Annotated in this window: 12 protein-coding genes; 4 read left to right on the top strand and 8 right to left on the bottom strand. The window is 52.0% G+C overall.

All coding sequences use genetic code 11. The features are described 5' to 3' along the window. Position 1 precedes the first annotated feature (1 nt). The gene (locus AB1757_04200; protein MEW6126243.1) at positions 2-2,479 is read right to left on the bottom strand and encodes a DUF1592 domain-containing protein; all 2,478 of its coding nucleotides are present in this window, start codon (positions 2,477-2,479) and stop codon (positions 2-4) included. Between the two features lie 364 nt (positions 2,480-2,843). Here AB1757_04200 and dusB point away from each other — a divergent pair, with 364 nt between their 5' ends. Beyond that, positions 2,844-3,935, top strand: a complete 1,092-nt coding sequence (dusB, locus tag AB1757_04195) for a tRNA dihydrouridine synthase DusB (protein ID MEW6126242.1) — start codon at positions 2,844-2,846, stop codon at positions 3,933-3,935. Here the strand turns inward: dusB and AB1757_04190 are convergent. After that, positions 3,925-4,998: a P1 family peptidase gene (locus AB1757_04190; GenBank protein ID MEW6126241.1), complete on the bottom strand. Its 1,074-nt coding sequence runs from the start codon at positions 4,996-4,998 to the stop codon at positions 3,925-3,927. The two genes, dusB and AB1757_04190, sit on opposite strands and share 11 nt — an antisense overlap. Positions 4,999-5,074: 76 nt before the next feature. On the opposite strand from AB1757_04190, the gene AB1757_04185 reads away from it, so the two are divergent. The 3 genes from AB1757_04185 to AB1757_04175 are packed head-to-tail and all read left to right on the top strand — an operon-like array spanning position 5,075 to position 7,701. After that, a complete protein-coding gene (locus tag AB1757_04185) occupies positions 5,075-5,653 on the top strand; it encodes a hypothetical protein (protein ID MEW6126240.1) in 579 nt (192 codons plus the stop codon). 28 nt (positions 5,654-5,681) lie between these two features. Next, complete coding sequence (locus tag AB1757_04180; protein MEW6126239.1) at positions 5,682-6,065, top strand: four helix bundle protein; 384 nt, start codon at positions 5,682-5,684, stop codon at positions 6,063-6,065. A 49-nt stretch (positions 6,066-6,114) separates the two neighbouring features. Next, positions 6,115-7,701 (top strand): benzoate-CoA ligase family protein, encoded by a 1,587-nt coding sequence (locus AB1757_04175; protein MEW6126238.1) that lies wholly within the window; start codon positions 6,115-6,117, stop codon positions 7,699-7,701. Between the two features lie 163 nt (positions 7,702-7,864). Here AB1757_04175 and AB1757_04170 read toward each other — a convergent pair whose 3' ends face one another. The 6 genes from AB1757_04170 to AB1757_04145 all read right to left on the bottom strand — a co-directional run bounded on the left by AB1757_04170 (position 7,865) and on the right by AB1757_04145 (position 17,477). Then, a complete protein-coding gene (locus AB1757_04170) occupies positions 7,865-8,131 on the bottom strand; it encodes a hypothetical protein (protein ID MEW6126237.1) in 267 nt (88 codons plus the stop codon). A 99-nt stretch (positions 8,132-8,230) separates the two neighbouring features. After that, positions 8,231-9,184 carry a LysR family transcriptional regulator gene (locus AB1757_04165; GenBank protein MEW6126236.1) on the bottom strand — a complete coding sequence of 318 codons (954 nt, stop codon included), beginning with the start codon at positions 9,182-9,184 and terminating at the stop codon, positions 8,231-8,233. 180 nt (positions 9,185-9,364) lie between these two features. Then, positions 9,365-13,987, bottom strand: a complete 4,623-nt coding sequence (gene gltB, locus AB1757_04160; protein MEW6126235.1) for a glutamate synthase large subunit — start codon at positions 13,985-13,987, stop codon at positions 9,365-9,367. Between the two features lie 123 nt (positions 13,988-14,110). Beyond that, on the bottom strand, positions 14,111-15,172 hold the full coding sequence (leuB, locus tag AB1757_04155) for a 3-isopropylmalate dehydrogenase (GenBank protein ID MEW6126234.1): 1,062 nt from the start codon (positions 15,170-15,172) through the stop codon (positions 14,111-14,113). A gap of 91 nt (positions 15,173-15,263) precedes the next feature. Next, positions 15,264-16,931, bottom strand: coding sequence for a dihydroxy-acid dehydratase (ilvD, locus tag AB1757_04150; protein ID MEW6126233.1), 1,668 nt, complete (start codon positions 16,929-16,931; stop codon positions 15,264-15,266). A gap of 171 nt (positions 16,932-17,102) precedes the next feature. Next, positions 17,103-17,477 carry a cupin domain-containing protein gene (locus AB1757_04145; protein ID MEW6126232.1) on the bottom strand — a complete coding sequence of 125 codons (375 nt, stop codon included), beginning with the start codon at positions 17,475-17,477 and terminating at the stop codon, positions 17,103-17,105. Positions 17,478-17,510: the final 33 nt, after the last annotated feature.

Raw genomic sequence — 17,510 nt, 5'->3', positions numbered from 1 at the left:
TTCAATCTCCTCTTCGCATTTGAAACGGCAGGCTTTTGATAATTTCCAGCACCAGACTGGAAAAACGATAATTGTCGGCAGTCACGCGAGCGGCAATCTTTTTCACTGCCGGTTTATCATAGGCTTCAAGCCCGCGTCCCAGCGCATAGGTCAATAATTTTTCCGTCAAGCCTTCGGCAAAGGCATTGCGGTCAGCTTTCAACAGCGCTTTGAGTTGCCCGGCACCTTTAAAAGTCCTGCCATCAGGCAGCGTGCCTGTCGAGTCAATCGGAAATTTACCATCCTCGGTGCGCCACGCGCCGATGGCGTTGAAATTTTCGAGTCCAAACCCCAGCGGGTCCATTCGCGCATGGCAGGCGGCGCAGGTCGCATTTTTGCGATGCTGTTCCAATTGTTCACGTAGTGAAATCGATTTGCCGATTTTCGCTTCATCGAGGTTTGGCACATCGGGCGGCGGTGGCGGTGGCGGCGCATTCAACAGATTTTCCAAAATCCAACGACCGCGAAGCACAGGCGAAGTGCGCGTCGCATAGGATGAAACCGTGAGCACACTGGCTTGCGTGAGTACGCCGCCGCGCTCTGTGCCGGTCAGCGCGACTTTGCGAAAATCTGCGCCATTCACCTCATCGAGTTTATAAAATTTTGCCAGTCGCTCATTCACAAAGGTGTAGTTGCCATCAATGAAATCGAGGATGCTCTGGTCATTGCGAATGATGTAATCAAAAAATAATTCGGTTTCGCGACGCATCGAGCGGCGCAGGTATTCATCGAATTCGGGAAAGCGGTTACGGTCTGGGTTGACCGATTCCAGTTTGCGGAGTTCCAGCCACTGCCCGCCGAAATTTTCCACCAGCGCAAAGGATTTCGCGTCCTGTAGCATACGTCTGATTTGCGCTGCGAGCACTTCGGGTTTTCTGAGTAACTTTTGTTCAGCCAATCGCAGCAATTCATCATCGGGCATACTGCTCCACAGAAAATAGCTGATGCGTGAAGCCAGTTCATAATCATTCAACGGACGCGCGGTTTGCGCCGTTGTCGCCTGGTCTTTTTCGATGCGAAAGAGAAAATGCGGCGAAACCAGCATCGCTTCAAGCGCCAGGGTAAGCCCTTCTTCAAATGAATCGCCGCGTTGTCTGGCTAATGAACTGAGGTTTACCAATTGATTGATTTCTTCCGGCGTGACCGGACGACGATAAGCGCGACGCGCGAGATTCGCAATAATCTTCCGCTCACAATCCGCTTGATGATGACCGTCAACATGCCCGCAACTGTAAATTAACTTGCGACTCACTGCCGAAGGTCCTCGCGGTTGTTCGTAGGGACCGCCAATTTCAATGGCGGTGATGCGCGCATCATTTGCCGGTATCACTTCGGCGCGGCGCGCTTCAAAAGCTTTTCTGAGTTCTTCAACTCGTTCCGGCGGCAGATTCGGCGGCGCTTTGAATACAGGCGGTGGCGGCGTTGGTTTCTTTGATGGATTGGGTCCCTTGTAAGCGGGCGGCAACCCTTCGTAGAGGCGCAGAATTGAAACCGCCAGCCAATGCTCACCGGCAGTGATGCGCGTGCGGAAATCCTGTGCCATGCCCCAGAATTCCTGCCTATCCTGGGCAAACGACGCGACCCCATCAGGATCGAAGGTAACAACTTTGACCTGCTCACCATCTATCCATAAAGCGATTTGCAAAGCTTCTGACCCGGCTGGACGAATGCCGCCCAAAAAGCTGCGCAGATTATATTCACCATCCACCGGAAAACGATAAGTCGTCTGCAAGCCGTTCGGCAGGCTGAGTCCGGTGAGGTCATAGTCGAATAAAGGCGTGTTGCGCGGCATGATGCGTTGTCCGATTGCGCCTTTGCGCACCAGCGTCGGCTTGATTAACGCTTGTCCGAACACTGCTGTACGAGCGACACGTTCTGCGGCGGCGAAATATTTTTCCATCAGCACAGGTGAAAGCGACAGCACATCGCCGATGTTATCGAACCCATAACCGGAATCGTCCTGGGGAAAATCATCGGCGGGGCGCAGACCCACGCCCAGCAAATCACGCACGGTGTTGTTATATTCGGCGCGATTCAGACGGCGCGCTGTGACGCGACCGGGATTGGGCTTGGTCATCCACGCGCCATGCGCCAGTTCACTCGTAATCCAGTTGACGACTTTTTCAACCTCAACTTTATTTGGTCGCGGCACGCCTTGCGGCGGCATCTCGCCGGTGCGCAATTTCTCTGCGATAGGTTCCCAGCTTGCGCGGTTTTGCGCGACCGACTGGCGCGTTTTATAAGCTTCGAGATTCAAGCCTCCCGATTTAACTTTGGCATTATGGCAAGCGTAACAATTGGCGGCTAAAAAAGGTTGAATGGTTTTATCGAAAGTAATGGCGCTTGCGGTTTTTTGCGCATGCTCGGTTGGCGGGGCAATCATCAGCCACACCAACGGGGATAAAACTATCAACAATCGGGCTAGAAGCTTTCTGCTCATAAACGCGCCTTAATCCGGTTTAAGAAATCAAGGTCGGAACGTGGCTTTTATTATACGCGCCAAGGGTGCTGCCTGAAATAGAAAGACTGAAAATTTAATGGCTGCGTTTGAACCTTTTCCAAATCATGAATTTTTTCAAAATCCGACGCCTCACCATGAAACGCTATGCGCCGCTTGCGAAAGTGAAAGGTTTACTCTCGGATAGAGCGGATTCATCTGATGGTGCGTTGTATCCGCCTCTATCCAGGAAAATTTCTTCCTTTCAGAGTTTACGCTTTTCACTTTCACAAAACCCTATGCCGTATCGCCACAAATTTCTAAAAACTGTCCGCCCGCGCCGCTCGCATGTTAAACTTTTCGCTCTATGAATGCAGTTCGTGAAATGTTTATCGGCAATGTGCGCATCAATCCGGCGCTGGTCTTAGCGCCAATGGCTGGCGTCACCGATTCCTCTTTTCGTCGCCTGATTAAAGAACTCACCGGCGTCGGGTTAATCGTCACCGAGTTTATTTCCGTCGAAGGACTCACACGCGGCAATATGCGGACGCACCGCATGATGCGGTTTTTGCCGGAAGAGCGCCCGCTGTCGATTCAGATTTTCGGTTACGACGAAGAGCGCATGGCAATGGCTGCGGAAATCATCGAAGAAGCAGGCGCAGACATCGTTGATATCAATTGCGGTTGCCCTGCTAAAAAAGTGGTGAAAGGCGGTGGCGGTTCGTCGCTGCTTCGCGATTTGCCGCAACTCGAAAAAATCCTTCTCACGATTCGTCGCCGGGTGAAAATTCCTGTGACCATGAAGCTTCGCACAGGCTGGGACGACAGCAGCATCAATGCCATCGAAGTCGCGAAAATCGTCGAAGGCAGCGGCGGCAATATGGTTGCGATTCACGGGCGCACCAGAATGCAAGGTTATAGCGGACGCGCCAATTGGGAGGTGATTGCGGCGGTCAAACAGGCAGTGAACATTCCAGTCATCGGTTGCGGTGATGTAATCAATGCCGAACAAGCCGTTGCGCGATTCAAGCAAACAGCGGTTGACGCAGTGATGATCGGGCGCGGCGCGATTGCCAACCCGTGGATATTTCGCCAGACCGTCGATTTGATGGAAGGGCGCGATATTTATCAACCGGGGTTAGGCGAAAAGCAACAGGTTCTGCATCGCTATTACGAACTCCTGAAAGACGAAATGCCGGAACGCGCATTGAGTGGCAAGTTGAAACAGATGTGCGGCTATTTCACACACGGACTTGCGGGCGGCGCGCGACTTCGCGAACGGGTCTTTCATTCGCCAACCATCACCGAGATATTCGACCAGATTGATGCCTATTTCGCTTCAATGATTGAGCGCGGCTGTCCGCCCGATGTGCATCACAACGCCGATGATTATAAACACGCGCACGCCCGCGACCCGAAAACCGCCGAGTTCACGCGCAGCGCGGATGTTACAGTTTAAGGTTTGCCACTTGAACAATCGCCTTGGTTAATAGCTCTGCGGCGACAGTGCCAAGGGTGGTCACGTCACTTTGCATCGCGCCGGTTGATAACGCGAAAATGGTGTCGCCGTCAAACATGGTGTGAATCGGGCGGATGGCACGCGCCAGTCCGTCATGCGCCATCTGTGCGACTTTGCGAGCCTCGGCTTTCGTGAGTTTCGCATCGGTCGCCACAACTGCCAGCGTGGTGTTTTCTATTCCCGAAGCAAACGGATGTTTTGAAATCGCCGAGAGCTTGCGCGAAACATTTTTTAATTCACCCTTCTCTCTATTCTTCGCTTTTGCTTGTGCGGAACCTCTGCCCCCTCTTTGCGGCAAGCCCTGTTCAATGGCTCTCTGCGTATTCAAAAAGCCACGCCCGTTGGGAAACCTTGCGCCCGCTAAAATTTCGCCGCTCGTCGGATCAACAATATCGCCAAAAGCATTAACCACCACCAGCACACCGACGGTCGCTCCCGATGCGAGTTTCATCGAAGCCGTTGCCACACCACCCGGCGACGCATTCGACAACCCCAAAATTTTCCCGACCATCGCGCCTGTGCCCGCGCCAACCGCGCCTTCGGCAACCCGTTCACTCGTCGCGTTCATACAGGCGAGATAACCCATCACCGAATCGGGGCGAATGTTTGCCGCGCCCACTGCTAAATCGAAAATCACCGCCGCCGGAACAATCGGCACGCGCGCTACCCCTGTGTCGAAGCCGATGCCGCGCTCTTCCAGAAATTTCATCACGCCAGTTGCGGCATCCAGTCCAAAAGCCGAGCCGCCCGAAAGCAAAACCGCATGGACGCGGTCAACTAAATTCGACGGGTCGAGCAGATCGGTTTCGCGCGTGCCGGGTGCCGCGCCGCGCACGTCAACGCCGCAGACCGCCCCTTCAGCATTACATAAAATCACCGTGCAGCCGGTACGCGCTTCTTCGTTGGCGGCGTGACCGACCGCGATGCCTGCGACATCGGTAATCGCATTTTGCAATTTTTTAACTTTCAATCGCACAACTTTTTTCGTAGTTGATTTTTTCATGTGCTACCTTGACCTTTTGGTTTCGGCTATAATTCGACCGACTGAGCCGCTGATTTTACACGATTGGAGATGCAACATGAATTCGCCATCAACCGCTTACGCTGATATGCACATCAAAGGCGGAGTTTTGCGCTCACGATTTTTATACGTTTTGATGAATCACGGACTCGACGTTTGGACTACAGTGCTGGAGCAACTTAGCGAAGCCGACCGCGCCGCGCTTAGCGAAATCGAAATCGATCATTGGTACACCCTCGCTCTACTTGACCGCGTAGATAATGCCATCGCCGATGTGCTTGACGGCAACCCGGAAGCGATATTTCAAAAACTCGGAGAATTTTCCGCGACCTCGAATTTATCCGGCGCGTACAGCAGTTTGCTCGACGCCGACATTCACGCCTTTTTAAGACAGACGGCGCTCATTCATCGTTCCTATCAAGATTTCGGCACCGCGACTTATGAAGAGTTAAGCCCGAATAGCGGCATGCTCAAAATCAATTACGACACCCCGCCGCCCGTGAGTTATTGCGCCAGCGGCACCGAATATTTTCGCCGCGCCATCGAAATTTGCGGAGCCGAAAACCCGCGCGTCCTGCACACCCGTTGCACCGGGCGCGGCGATGCGTTTTGTGAGTTTTACGCGACCTGGCAATAAGAAAGTAATGAGTGATGAGTAATGAGTAATGAGTGGAAACAGGATAGAACAATTTGAAGATTTTATCGCCTGGCAAAAAGCTCGGGCGTTGACCTCATTCATTTATAAAGTTACTGAGGAAGGAAAATTTGCGCGGGATTATGGCTTGAAAGATCAAATTCGCAGAGCCTCAGTCTCGATCATGTCAAACATCGCTGAAGGGTTTGAGCGAGGAAAAGCTACAGAGTTTCATCAATTTCTTTCGATTGCCAAAGCGTCCTGTGCCGAATTCCGTTCGCAACTTTATGTTGCATTAGACGCGGGATATTTAGAGAAACCAGCTTTTGATTCATTGATGACAAAAGCAAAAGAATTAGGACAGATAATCGGAGGATTACGCGCATCTGTTCAGAGGCGACGTGATGAACTCTAAATGAGAAACTCATCACTCATTACTCATCACTAAACTTGGATTATTGACTATGACCATATCTTTTCCAGAACCGTTCAACATTGCAACTTATTATCTTGATCACAACATCAGCGAAGGGCGCGGCGATAAGGTTGCCGTTTACTATCGCGATGAACAATACACCTACAGCGACGTGCAGCAAATGGCGAACGCTTGCGGCAATGCCTTGCGTTCGTTTGGTGTTGAAATTGAAGACCGTGTGTTGCTTGTGCTGCCGGATTCCATCGAATTCGTCGCCGCGTGGTTTGCCACTGCAAAAATCGGCGCGGTGATTTCCATGGTCAACACCATTTTGCCGACCAGCGATTACGAATATTATCTCGAATACACTCGCGCCAAAGTCGCCGTGGTTCACAAAGACGTGATGGAACGCTTCACACCTGCGGTCGCGCATTCGCGTTTCCTCAGACACATTCTCGTTGTTGACACAGAGGTCACAGGTAAAATCGAAGGCATCGCCGGCTACTGTGATATTCACCCGTTTGAGCAAACCATCGCCGAACATTCCAGCGAACTGGCAACCGCGCCGACGACCCGCGACGACCTCGCTATCTGGCTTTTTACATCAGGTTCGACCGGGCAACCGAAAGCCGCCGTTCATCTGCAACACGATATGCCTTACAACACCGAGTGCTACGCCAAACGGGTGCTTGGTATCAACGAATCGGACATCACGCTTTCAGTCCCGAAATTATTTTTCGGTTACGCGACCGGAACCAATCTACTGTTTCCATTTGCGGTCGGCGGCGCAACCGCGCTGTTTGCCGAGCGTTCAACTGCCGAAGCCATGTTCGCAATGATTGAAAAATATCGCCCGACGATTTTAACCAGCGTACCGACCATGATTAACGCCATGCTGCAACATCAAGCGAACAGCGCGAAGCGTTATGATTTGTCGAGTCTCAGGTTTTGTTTATCGGCGGGTGAAGCCCTGCCGCCCGAACTCTATTTGCGTTGGATTGAGACTTTCGGCGTAGAGATTTTAGACGGCATCGGTTCTGCCGAAATGTTTCATATCTACATCACCAATCGTCCGGGCGATGTCAAACTCGGCAGCCTCGGTCGCATCGTCGAAGGCTACACCGCGCAGATTGTTGACGCAGAAGGGCGCGAAGTGCCGACCGGCGAAATGGGGACGCTGAGAATCAAAGGCGATTCGGCGGCGCTTTGTTATTGGAACGCGCACGACAAGAGCAAAGAGACCTTTGCGGGCGATTGGTGTACGACCGGCGACCAGTTTCGCGTCGATGAACAGGGTTATTACTGGTATGCCGGGCGCACCGATGAAATGTTGAAGGTGAGCGGCATGTTTGCTTCGCCCACAGAGATTGAAAATTGTCTGCTCGAACACCCGGCAGTCGCCGAAGTTGCGGTTATCGGCGCGATGGATGAACAAGGCTTAATCAAACCGAAAGCCTTTATTGTGGTCGCCGAAGGTCACGCGGCAAACGCAGAGTTGGAAACGGATTTAAAAGATATGGTGAAGAGTCGCCTGGCGCCTTACAAATACCCGCGCTGGATTGAATTTGTCGCCGACCTTCCGAAAAATGATCGCGGCAAGATTGACCGAAAAGCTTTGAAACAGACGAATGATTAATAAAACCAACGGCGTTTCAAGGTATTGAATCGTGCCCCATCGAGGCTTCGGTGATTTGTTCAATCAGTTTCAATGATAATCCCGCAAAAAATCAGCTTCACAAAATACAAAAGGCTAAAGCGCCGACTGCTCACTTTAGCCTTTTATGTTGTTAATCGCGGGGTTATTTCTTTTTCGCAGGTTTGTAATCCGCGAGCCATTCCGGGTCAACGGCATCGGCGTTGCGCTTGGTCTTTTCGCTGATTAACCACTTGCCACGCGCGTTGAAGGGGGGACCGCCTTCGGCTTTCACATGACAGAACTTGCAATCTTTGGCTCCGAACTTTTTGGATTTGGCGACAAATGGCGGATAAGCCATTGAACTGCTGGTAAAGATCGGAACGAGTCCGGCTATGAAAAGTACAACAATGAATAATCTGGCTTTCTTCAATTTCTTTCTCCTCAAATGTGATGATGATTTGTCAGATGCGAATTTTACGCAGACGCTTATTCTGACGGCAAGCCCAACACTCGGCGTTGCTCGCAAAATTTAATTTATCTGTGCCGTTTCATCCCCATCGCGATTGATGGATGGAATAGCGGCTTTCTGCAAATTCTCTTCCAACATCGTCTGAATGACTTTCATAAACGCCTGCGCCGCGTGTGAATGGGCTTCCGTTCGCCGCCGCACCGCCCACAAATTGCGTTCATAATGAAAGCCTTCAAGCGGTACGACAACCAGTTCGCCGCGCTCGACCGCTTCGGTTACGCACATGAGCGGCACAAACCCAAGACCGATATTCATGGAAACGAATTTTTTGATCGTCTCCATCGTGGCGATTTCGGTGGTGATATTTAAAGGCGTTTGATATTTGCGAAACGTATCAATAACTTTTTGCCGCGCCGGTGAATGAGCATTGTGGGCAATAAACGATTCGCCGCCCAAATCGCGTATATGAACGCGCTGTTCATGCGCCAGCGGGTTTTCGGGACTGGCAATCAATACCAGTTCATCGCGCACAATCAAGGTTGATTCAAGGTCAGAGCCTTCCGGCAAATAGGCTAAGATAGCGACATCCAAATTGCGCTGCCTTAGTTCGGTCGGCAATTTCGTCGAGAGTTGGCGAAAGACTTCGATTTTGATTTTCGGAAATTGTTCGCGAAACGCCAGAATGAGTTGCGGCAACAGGTAAAGACTGGTGCTTTCATTAGCGCCGATGCGAATGCGTCCGCTTTGCAAGGTGTGCAGGCGTTGCAAAGTGGTTATCGCTTCATCGCGCAGATTGAGCAGGCGTTTGGCGTATTCATAGAGCACTTCGCCGCTATCGGTAAGCGAATAGTTGTTGCGGTCTGAGCGGTCAAACAGCGGCGCGCTGAGTTCCTGTTCGAGTTTTCTAAGCGCCATGCTGAGCGCCGGTTGGGTGCGAAAGACACGCTCAGCGGCTTTATGAAAATTCTGTTCTTCGACCATCGCAACAAACATTTCAAGTTGCATTAAATCCATAGCTAACCCCTAGATTCGTGATTATTCTTAATTTTGATTATTTACCCGAATTAATCGTTGATTGCCTGATTTTCCTGAATGATGTGATTGATGATGTGAAAACCGTCTTCAATCGCTTTTCTATCATTGCTGTTCAATTCGCGAATTTAATACGAATTCGGACAGTTTATTTTCTCGCATTCAGATAATTTGGAAAAGCCTGGTTTTTACCCAGCGTTCGGCGGCAGCAAAAACTCTGCGACTGCCCTGAACCGCGGCGCCTTTGCTCTCGGTTTTTTTCTGCGCTTCGATTAACTTTGCGCCCTGGGTGATGACTTTCCAAAATTGACGGCGATAATTTTTCCAGTTCCACAACACTTCGCGAGATTTCAAACTGCCGGTGAGTTCAAAATGTCGTTGAATGAGGGCGCGCACCACTTGCGCATCGCTTTCGCTCTTTAACGCTTCGAGCGTCACCATCTCTTGATTGCAACGCCGCTCAAAGGTTTCATCCGTGTCCAGAACATACGCCACGCCGCCGGTCATCCCGGCTGCAAAATTGCGCCCCACTTCGCCAAGCACCACGACGGTTCCGGCAGTCATATATTCGCAAGCGTGGTCGCCAACGCCTTCGACCACCGCATCTGCGCCACTGTTGCGAACACAGAAACGTTCACCGGCGCGACCCGCAACGAACAGGGTTCCGCCGGTTGCGCCATATAACACGGTATTGCCGATGATGGCATTTTTCGATGAATCGAAAGAGGCTTCAGCCGGTGGGCGAATGATGATTTCGCCGCCGCCCATACCTTTGGCGACATAATCATTGGCTTCGCCGATGACTGTCAGTTTCATGCCCGACGCACAAAACGCCCCGAAACTCTGACCGGCGCTGCCGCGCAAAATAATATCAACGGTCGCATCCTGCATGCCGGCATTGCCGTAAATTCCGGCAATCTCTCCTGCGAGGCGCGCGCCCACGGCGCGGTCAGTGTTTTTAATTTTGTAAGACAGTTGAATCGGTTTGCCTGTAAAGATGGCGCGCGATGCCTGTAACATCATGCGCTCTTCCAATGAATCCTCTTCGTGACGTTTGTGCGCCGCAATGAATCGGCGCGGGCGCGTATTGGATTCATCGGCATTAGCAACCAGCGCGCGCAAATCCAATTTCACCCCTTTCGGCAGCCTGACATCGGTTTTTTCAACCAGCAAATCGGCGCGCCCGACGATGTCATCAAGCGAACGAAATCCGAGTTCGGCAAGCAAAACGCGCACGTCTTCGGCAAGCGAAAGGAAATAATTAATCACCATTTCGGGTTTGCCTGCGTAACGTTCGCGCAAGTTTTGTTCCTGGGTTGCGATGCCAACCGGACAGGTATTCAAATGACATTGCCGCGCCATCACGCAACCAAGCGCCACAAGCGCCGAGGTCGCAAAGCCGAATTCTTCTGCGCCAAACATCGCCGCCATCACTACGTCACGCGCCGATTTGAAGCCGCCATCAACTCTCAGGCGCACACGCGAACGCAAATCATTGAGCACCAGCGTCTGCTGGGTTTCCGCAAGTCCGAGTTCCCAGGGCGAACCGGCGTTTTTAATCGAACTGAGAGGCGACGCGCCCGTGCCGCCATCGTGCCCGGCAATGTGAATGACATCAGCAAAAGCTTTCGTCACACCTGCGGCAATCGTGCCGATGCCTGCTTCCGAAACCAACTTCACAGCGATGCGGGCGCGCGGATTGATGCGACGCAAATCGTAAATCAGTTGCGCGAGGTCTTCGATGGAATAAATGTCGTGATGCGGCGGCGGCGAAATCAAAGTCACGCCCGGCACTGAATGGCGAATGGCGGCAATTTCGGCAGTCACTTTATGACCGGGCAATTGTCCGCCTTCGCCGGGTTTTGCGCCCTGCGCGATTTTAATTTCGAGTTCATCGGCGCTCACCAGATATTCGGGCGTCACGCCAAACCTTGCCGAAGCCACTTGCTTGATGCGGCTGTTTGCCGAGTCGCCATCTTCGCGCGGACGATAACGCGCGGGCGATTCGCCGCCTTCGCCGCTGTTGCTCTTTGCGCCAAGGCGATTCATGGCAATCGCTAAAGTTTCATGGGCTTCGGGCGATAATGCGCCAAGCGACATGGCGGAAATCGAAAACCGCCGCACGATATTTTCTGCGGCTTCGATTTCATCGAGCGCGATGCTTTCGCCTTTGCGAAATTCCAGCAAGTCGCGAAGCGCCGCCGGCGCGCGCGTATCGATTTGGGCAGCGAATTTTTTGAAGGCTTCTTCATCACCGGCTCTCGCGAATTTATGCAACAATCGAAAGACCTGCGGATTGAAGGTGTGAAATTCGCCGCCCGCGCGATAGCGATAATAGCCTGCATCATCGAGTTGCTGTTTATCTTTTACGGCAAATGCCGAGGCGTGAAATTGCAACCCGTCTCCGGCGATTTCGCGAAGCGTGATGCCGCCGATGCGTGAAGGTGTGCCGGTAAAATATTTTTCAATCAACCGGTCGCCGACGCCGATGGCTTCAAAAATCTGCGCGCCGCTGTAACTGGCAATCGTCGCGATGCCCATTTTCGCCAAGATTTTCAACAAGCCGTTTTCAACCGCGGTCTTGTAATTTTTGAGCGCCGCCGGTGTGCTCATGCCGCGATGCTGAACTTCGTTGGCAACGATTTCAAATGCCAGATAAGGATTCACCGCGCTGGCTCCGTAACCCATCAAACAGGCGAAGTGATGGTCTTCGCGGGCGTCCGCAGTTTCGGCAATCAGACTGACACGCAGGCGTTTGCCTTCGCGAATCAAGTGATGATGCACAGCCGACACGGCAAGCAACATCGGTATCGGCGCGTGTGATTCATCTATGCCTTTATCGCTTAAAATTAAAATCGCGTAGCCTTTGTCGGCGGCTTCGCTTGCCTGTGCGCATAACTCATCAAGCGCGTTTTCCAGGCAAGAACCGGATAACTCAGGCTTAGAGTTGAGAAGCGATCTTTGACCGCTTGCCTGGCGGTCTGAAACCATCTCTGAACAGGCATGATCATTTTTTACTTCAAAAAGCGTTTTCAAAGTTATCGCCGAAAAGCCCTGTTTATCGAGGTTTTTTAACCATTCAAGCTCGTTGTTGGTAATCACCGGGCTATGCAATTTAACCAGTTTGGCAAACTCCGCGCGCTCTTCAAGCAAACTGCCTCTTGCGCCAAGCAGGGTTTCCAAAGACATCACGCCGCGTTCGCGAATCGGGTCAATCGCCGGATTGGTAACCTGCGCGAACCGCTGTTTGAAATAGTTATAAAGCACTCGCGGTTTCGCAGATAAAACCGCAAGCGGCGTATCGTCGCCCATCGAACCCACAGGCTCTTTGCCTTCTTCAAACATCGGGTCGATGATGCGCTGCACATCTTCAAGGGTGTAACCATAAGCCTTCATGCGCTCGGTTAAACTGAGGTCATTGAAATCATCGGTGCAGTTGTTATCGGCAATGCTGGGACAGGCGACAAAGCCGTCTCTGACCCAATCGGCATAGGGCTTGCGCGCCGCGCACCCGCGTTTGATTTCTTCATCGCCCAAGACCACGCCGCGCGTCGTATCCACGGCAATCATTTCGCCGGGCGCAAGTCTGCCTTTTTCGACGATGGTTTCCGGCGCGAGTTCAATAGCTCCGGCTTCGGAAGTCAGAATCATCAAGCCATCACTGGTGACGGCGTAACGCGCAGGTCTCAGTCCATTGCGGTCTAATCGCGCGCCGACGATTTTGCCATCGCTGAAGGCGACCGCCGCCGGACCGTCCCAGGGTTCCATCAAACACGCCGAATAATCATAAAAACCGCGCAAATCGGCATTCATCCCCTGAGCGTTTTCAAAGGCTTCAGGCATCAACATCAACATCGACTGCAGCACATCGCGCCCGCTCTTAATCAATAACTCGGCGGTGTTATCTAAACTTGCCGAATCCGACCCCGCAGACCAGATGACCGGTTTGAGTTTTTCGATGCGTTCTTGCCAGAAAGGTGAATTCAAGGTGGCTTCACGCGCTCGCATCCAGTTGCGATTTCCGGCAATGGTATTGATTTCGCCGTTGTGAGCAATCATGCGAAACGGTTGAGCGAGCGACCAGTTGGGAAACGTGTTGGTTGAATAGCGTTGATGAAAGACGACGATTGCCGAAGCGAAATCCCCGTCGCTTAAATCTTTGTAAAAGGCTTTGAGTTGCGAGGCAACCAACAAACCTTTATAGACGATGGTTTGATTTGACAGTGAAACGGTGTAAAAGCCTTTGAGGTTGGCGGTCTGGCGTTCAATCTCTTTGCGCACCAGGTAGAGGGTTGACTCAAATTCCGTAAGCGGACAGTCGCCGCGCGCAATCAAAGCCTGTTCGATGCGCGGCAAAGTTTCAGCAGCTTTTGTGCCCAGCGCGTTTTTATCTACGGGCACATTGCGCCAGGCTAAAAATTCCAGGTTGTATTGTTTGAGCGCGCGTTTGATGGCGCTTTTCGAGCGGACACGAATGGTTTCATCCTGCGGCAGAAAAAACATGCCGACGGCAATATCTTCCGCTTGAAGTCGCGCGCCGCATAATTTTTCAATCTTTTTCTGAAAGAATTTTTTCGGCAGTTGGGTGAGCACACCTGCGCCATCGCCGGTTTTGCCATCGGCATCAATCGCGCCGCGATGCACGAGATGATTGAGCGCCTGCAATGCAATTTCCAACAGCGCATGACTCGGATTTCCTGCAATATCCGCGACAAACCCTACACCGCAAGCGTCGTGTTCAAATTGAGAATCATAGAGCAACCTAAAAGGGACATCGTCTTTCATAGTCTTCCACCGAGTTTTTCTTGTTATTTTTAAACCTAGACCTTAGCTGTATCTTTTTTTGAACAACTCGCAATCGCTTGTTTAAGGTGATTGATTTGCTCAACTGAGGATGTGAGCCAAGGACTAAATACTAAGGAGCAGCGATTTTATGGCATCGCCCATTACAGCTGTCGGAACCGCTGAGCTTCCAGTGACTAAATCTGCCGTGCGCAGACCGTTTGCCAGAGCGGTTTTGATGGCGCTTTCAACGGCACGCGCCTCTTCTTCAAGGTCGAATGAATAACGCAACATCATCGCAACCGATGCAATAGTGCCAAGCGGGTTGGCTTTGCCTTGACCTGCAATATCAGGCGCAGAACCATGAACCGGTTCATACAGTCCCACCTCGCCGCCAAGGCTTGCAGATGCCAGCATACCGATGGAACCGGCAATCACGGCTGCCTCATCTGACAAAATATCCCCGAACATATTTTCGGTTAAAATCACATCAAAGCGGCGCGGGTCGCGAACAATTTGCATGGCGCAATTATCAACCAAGATGTGTTCGAGTTTGACGGTTGGATAAGCTTGCGCCACGCGGCTCACGGTTTCGCGCCAGAGTTGCGAGGTTTCCAAAACATTCGCTTTATCAACCGATGCCACTAAGCCCCGTCGTTTTTCAGCGGCTTTGAACGCCACGTGGGCGATGCGTTCGATTTCAGGAATCGAATAAGCCATCGTGTTAAACGCCTGGTCTTCTTTGATGCCGCGCGGCTCGCCAAAATACAATCCGCCGAGCAGTTCGCGCACGATCAACATATCGCAACCTTCGACAATATCAGGTCGCAGCGGCGAAGCCTCAATTAACTCCTGGTAAACCACAATCGGGCGCAGATTGGCATACGCCTTCAAAGTTTTTCTGAGCGCCAAAAGTCCGTCTTCGGGTTTTTTGCCTCGCGGATTCGCATCATACTTTGGACCACCGACCGCACCTAATAAAACGGCTTTGCTCGCCAGACAACCCTTTGCAGTCGCTTCGGGAAACGGTGAATCAAATTCATCAAGCGCCGAGCCACCGATGGCATACTCACGAATATCGACTTCGTGATTGAACCGCTGGGCAATGGCGCAAACCACCTTCACGCCCTCGGCAACGACTTCTCTGCCGATTCCATCACCCGGTAATGTGGCTATATCCAGTTTCATAGTCAGGATTCAGGATTCAGGACTCAGGATTCAGAGCTTAAAGCGATTTAAATTTCGCATTCACCTCTTCACCTTTTCACCCCTGCACTCTTCAAACTTTTCTGAGAACCGCTCCGGTGTTCGCCGATGTCACAAGCGATGCATAGCGCCGCAAATACGAACTCTTGACGCGCGTTTGAAATGGCGGCAAGGCGGCAAGGCGCGCGGCGATTTCGCTTGCATCCAAATCAACTTCCAGACGATTGTTCTTCAAATCGATGGTAATCACATCACCGTCTTTAAGCGCGGCAATCGTCCCGCCGGCTGCGGCTTCCGGTGAAACATGCCCGATGCAGATGCCGCGGGTCGCGCCCGAAAACCGCCCATCGGTGATCAGCGCCACGTCGCGCCCGAGTCCCATGCCAACGATGTTTGCCGTCGGCGCAAGCATCTCCTGCATACCGGGACCGCCGCGTGGTCCTTCGTAACGAATCACCACCACGGAACCTTTTTTTACGAGTCCACTTAAAATAGCAGAACAGGCTTCTTCCATCGAATCGAAAACCATCGCCGTGCCGGTAAAATAATCCAGATCGGCGGCGGCGCGTTTGATGACTGCGCCTTCGGGCGCGAGGTTACCGAATAAAGTTGCCAGCGCGCCGGTTTCCGAAAAAGGTTCTTCAAGGGTGCGAATCACATCGCCATCAGGCGCGGCGGCTTCGCGAATATTTTCGCCAAGCGTTTGCATAGTCACGGTCTTTTGATTTAACTCCAGCGCCCCTTGGCGTTTTGCGAGTTCTTTCAAAATGGCGCTGATGCCGCCGACTCTCTCAACATCTTCGATGTGCACATCGGGACGCGCCGGGCTGACTTTGCAAATCGTCGGCACACGCTGAGAGATTTCATTCAAACGTTCAAGCGGATATTCGATTCCCGCTTCACGGGCAATCGCCAGCGTGTGCAACACGGTGTTGGTTGAACCGCCCATCGCCACATCGAGCGCAAAGGCATTATCAAACGACGCGAGCGTGATGTAATCGCTCGGTTTGAAATCGGCTTTCACCAGTTCGATAATCTGCGCTGCCGCTTGTTTCACCAGTTCACGGCGATCAACTGAATCTGCTAAAAACGTACCGTTGCCGGGAAGCGCGACCCCCAGCGCCTCCATCAAACAGTTCATCGAATTGGCGGTGAACATTCCCGAACATGAACCGCAGGTCGGACACGCGACATCTTCGATTTCCTGAAGCTCTGCGGCAGAAAGTTTTCCCGCTTGCACTGCGCCGACGCCTTCAAAGACGTGCATCAAATCGACGCTTTTTCCGGTTGAGAGCTTGCCCGCGCGCATCGCGCCGCCGCTTACAAAAATCACCGGCACATTGACGCGCATCGCCGCCATCAACATTCCCGGCACGATTTTGTCGCAATTCGGAATGCAGACCATGCCATCGAGCCGGTGCGCTTCGATGACCGTTTCAACCGAATCGGCGATGATTTCACGCGACGGCAAACTGTACTTCATGCCGATGTGTCCCATCGCAATGCCATCATCAACGCCGATGGTATTGAATTCAAATGGAATGCCACCGGCTTCGCGCACCGCTTCTTTTGCGAGTTTGCCGAGTTCCTGCAAATGGCGATGACCGGGAATGATGTCAATGTAAGAATTGCAAACGCCGATAAACGGTTTCGGCATATCGCCATCGGTCACACCACAAGCTTTGAGCAAGCTGCGATGCGGTGCACGTTCTGCGCCGAGTTTGATTAAATTACTTCTCATAGTTGGTAGTCAGTAGTCGGTAGCCGGTAGCCGGTTATCGGTTCTTCGTATTCAGTTGCTCGCACGGATTTGGTTTAGTAATTGAATTTCAACTCAACAACTAGAGCAAATGTTTTACCAAACTACTGATTGCTAAAAACCGACTGCCGACGACCGGCTACCGACCACCAGTTATACTGCCCAGAGCAATTGATCCGGGTCTTGATGCAAAAAACGGTCTTCGCCGGTAATCCAATCAAAGCGCATCGGTGTGCAGATGTCTATGGCAACCGTGTCTTCCAGAACTTCCGATGAATGTTCGACGCCCGGTGGAATCGACAGCATTTGATTGGCGCGCAGGGTGATTTCGCCGTGTGGCAGATAAAATCGCCACGCGCCTTTTAAAACCATGATGACTTCTTCGCTCTCGTGTGAATGCGTCTGGGTGGTTGCGCCCTGTTGCACTTCGACGCGCGCGACCGTGAGATTTTCGCCAATCGCCATTTTCCGTTTATAGAGTTCCGAAATATCTTCGGCTCGCATTTTGTCCCAATCGTAAAAACCCATAACTACCTCTCTTTAATTTAGCGACAAGTGGCG

The sequence above is a fragment of the Acidobacteriota bacterium genome, assembly GCA_040754075.1.
Lineage (GTDB): Bacteria > Acidobacteriota > Blastocatellia > UBA7656 > UBA7656 > JBFMDH01.
The sequence above is the reverse complement of the archived record's forward strand: the minus strand, read 5'-3'. Positions and strand labels throughout refer to the sequence as shown.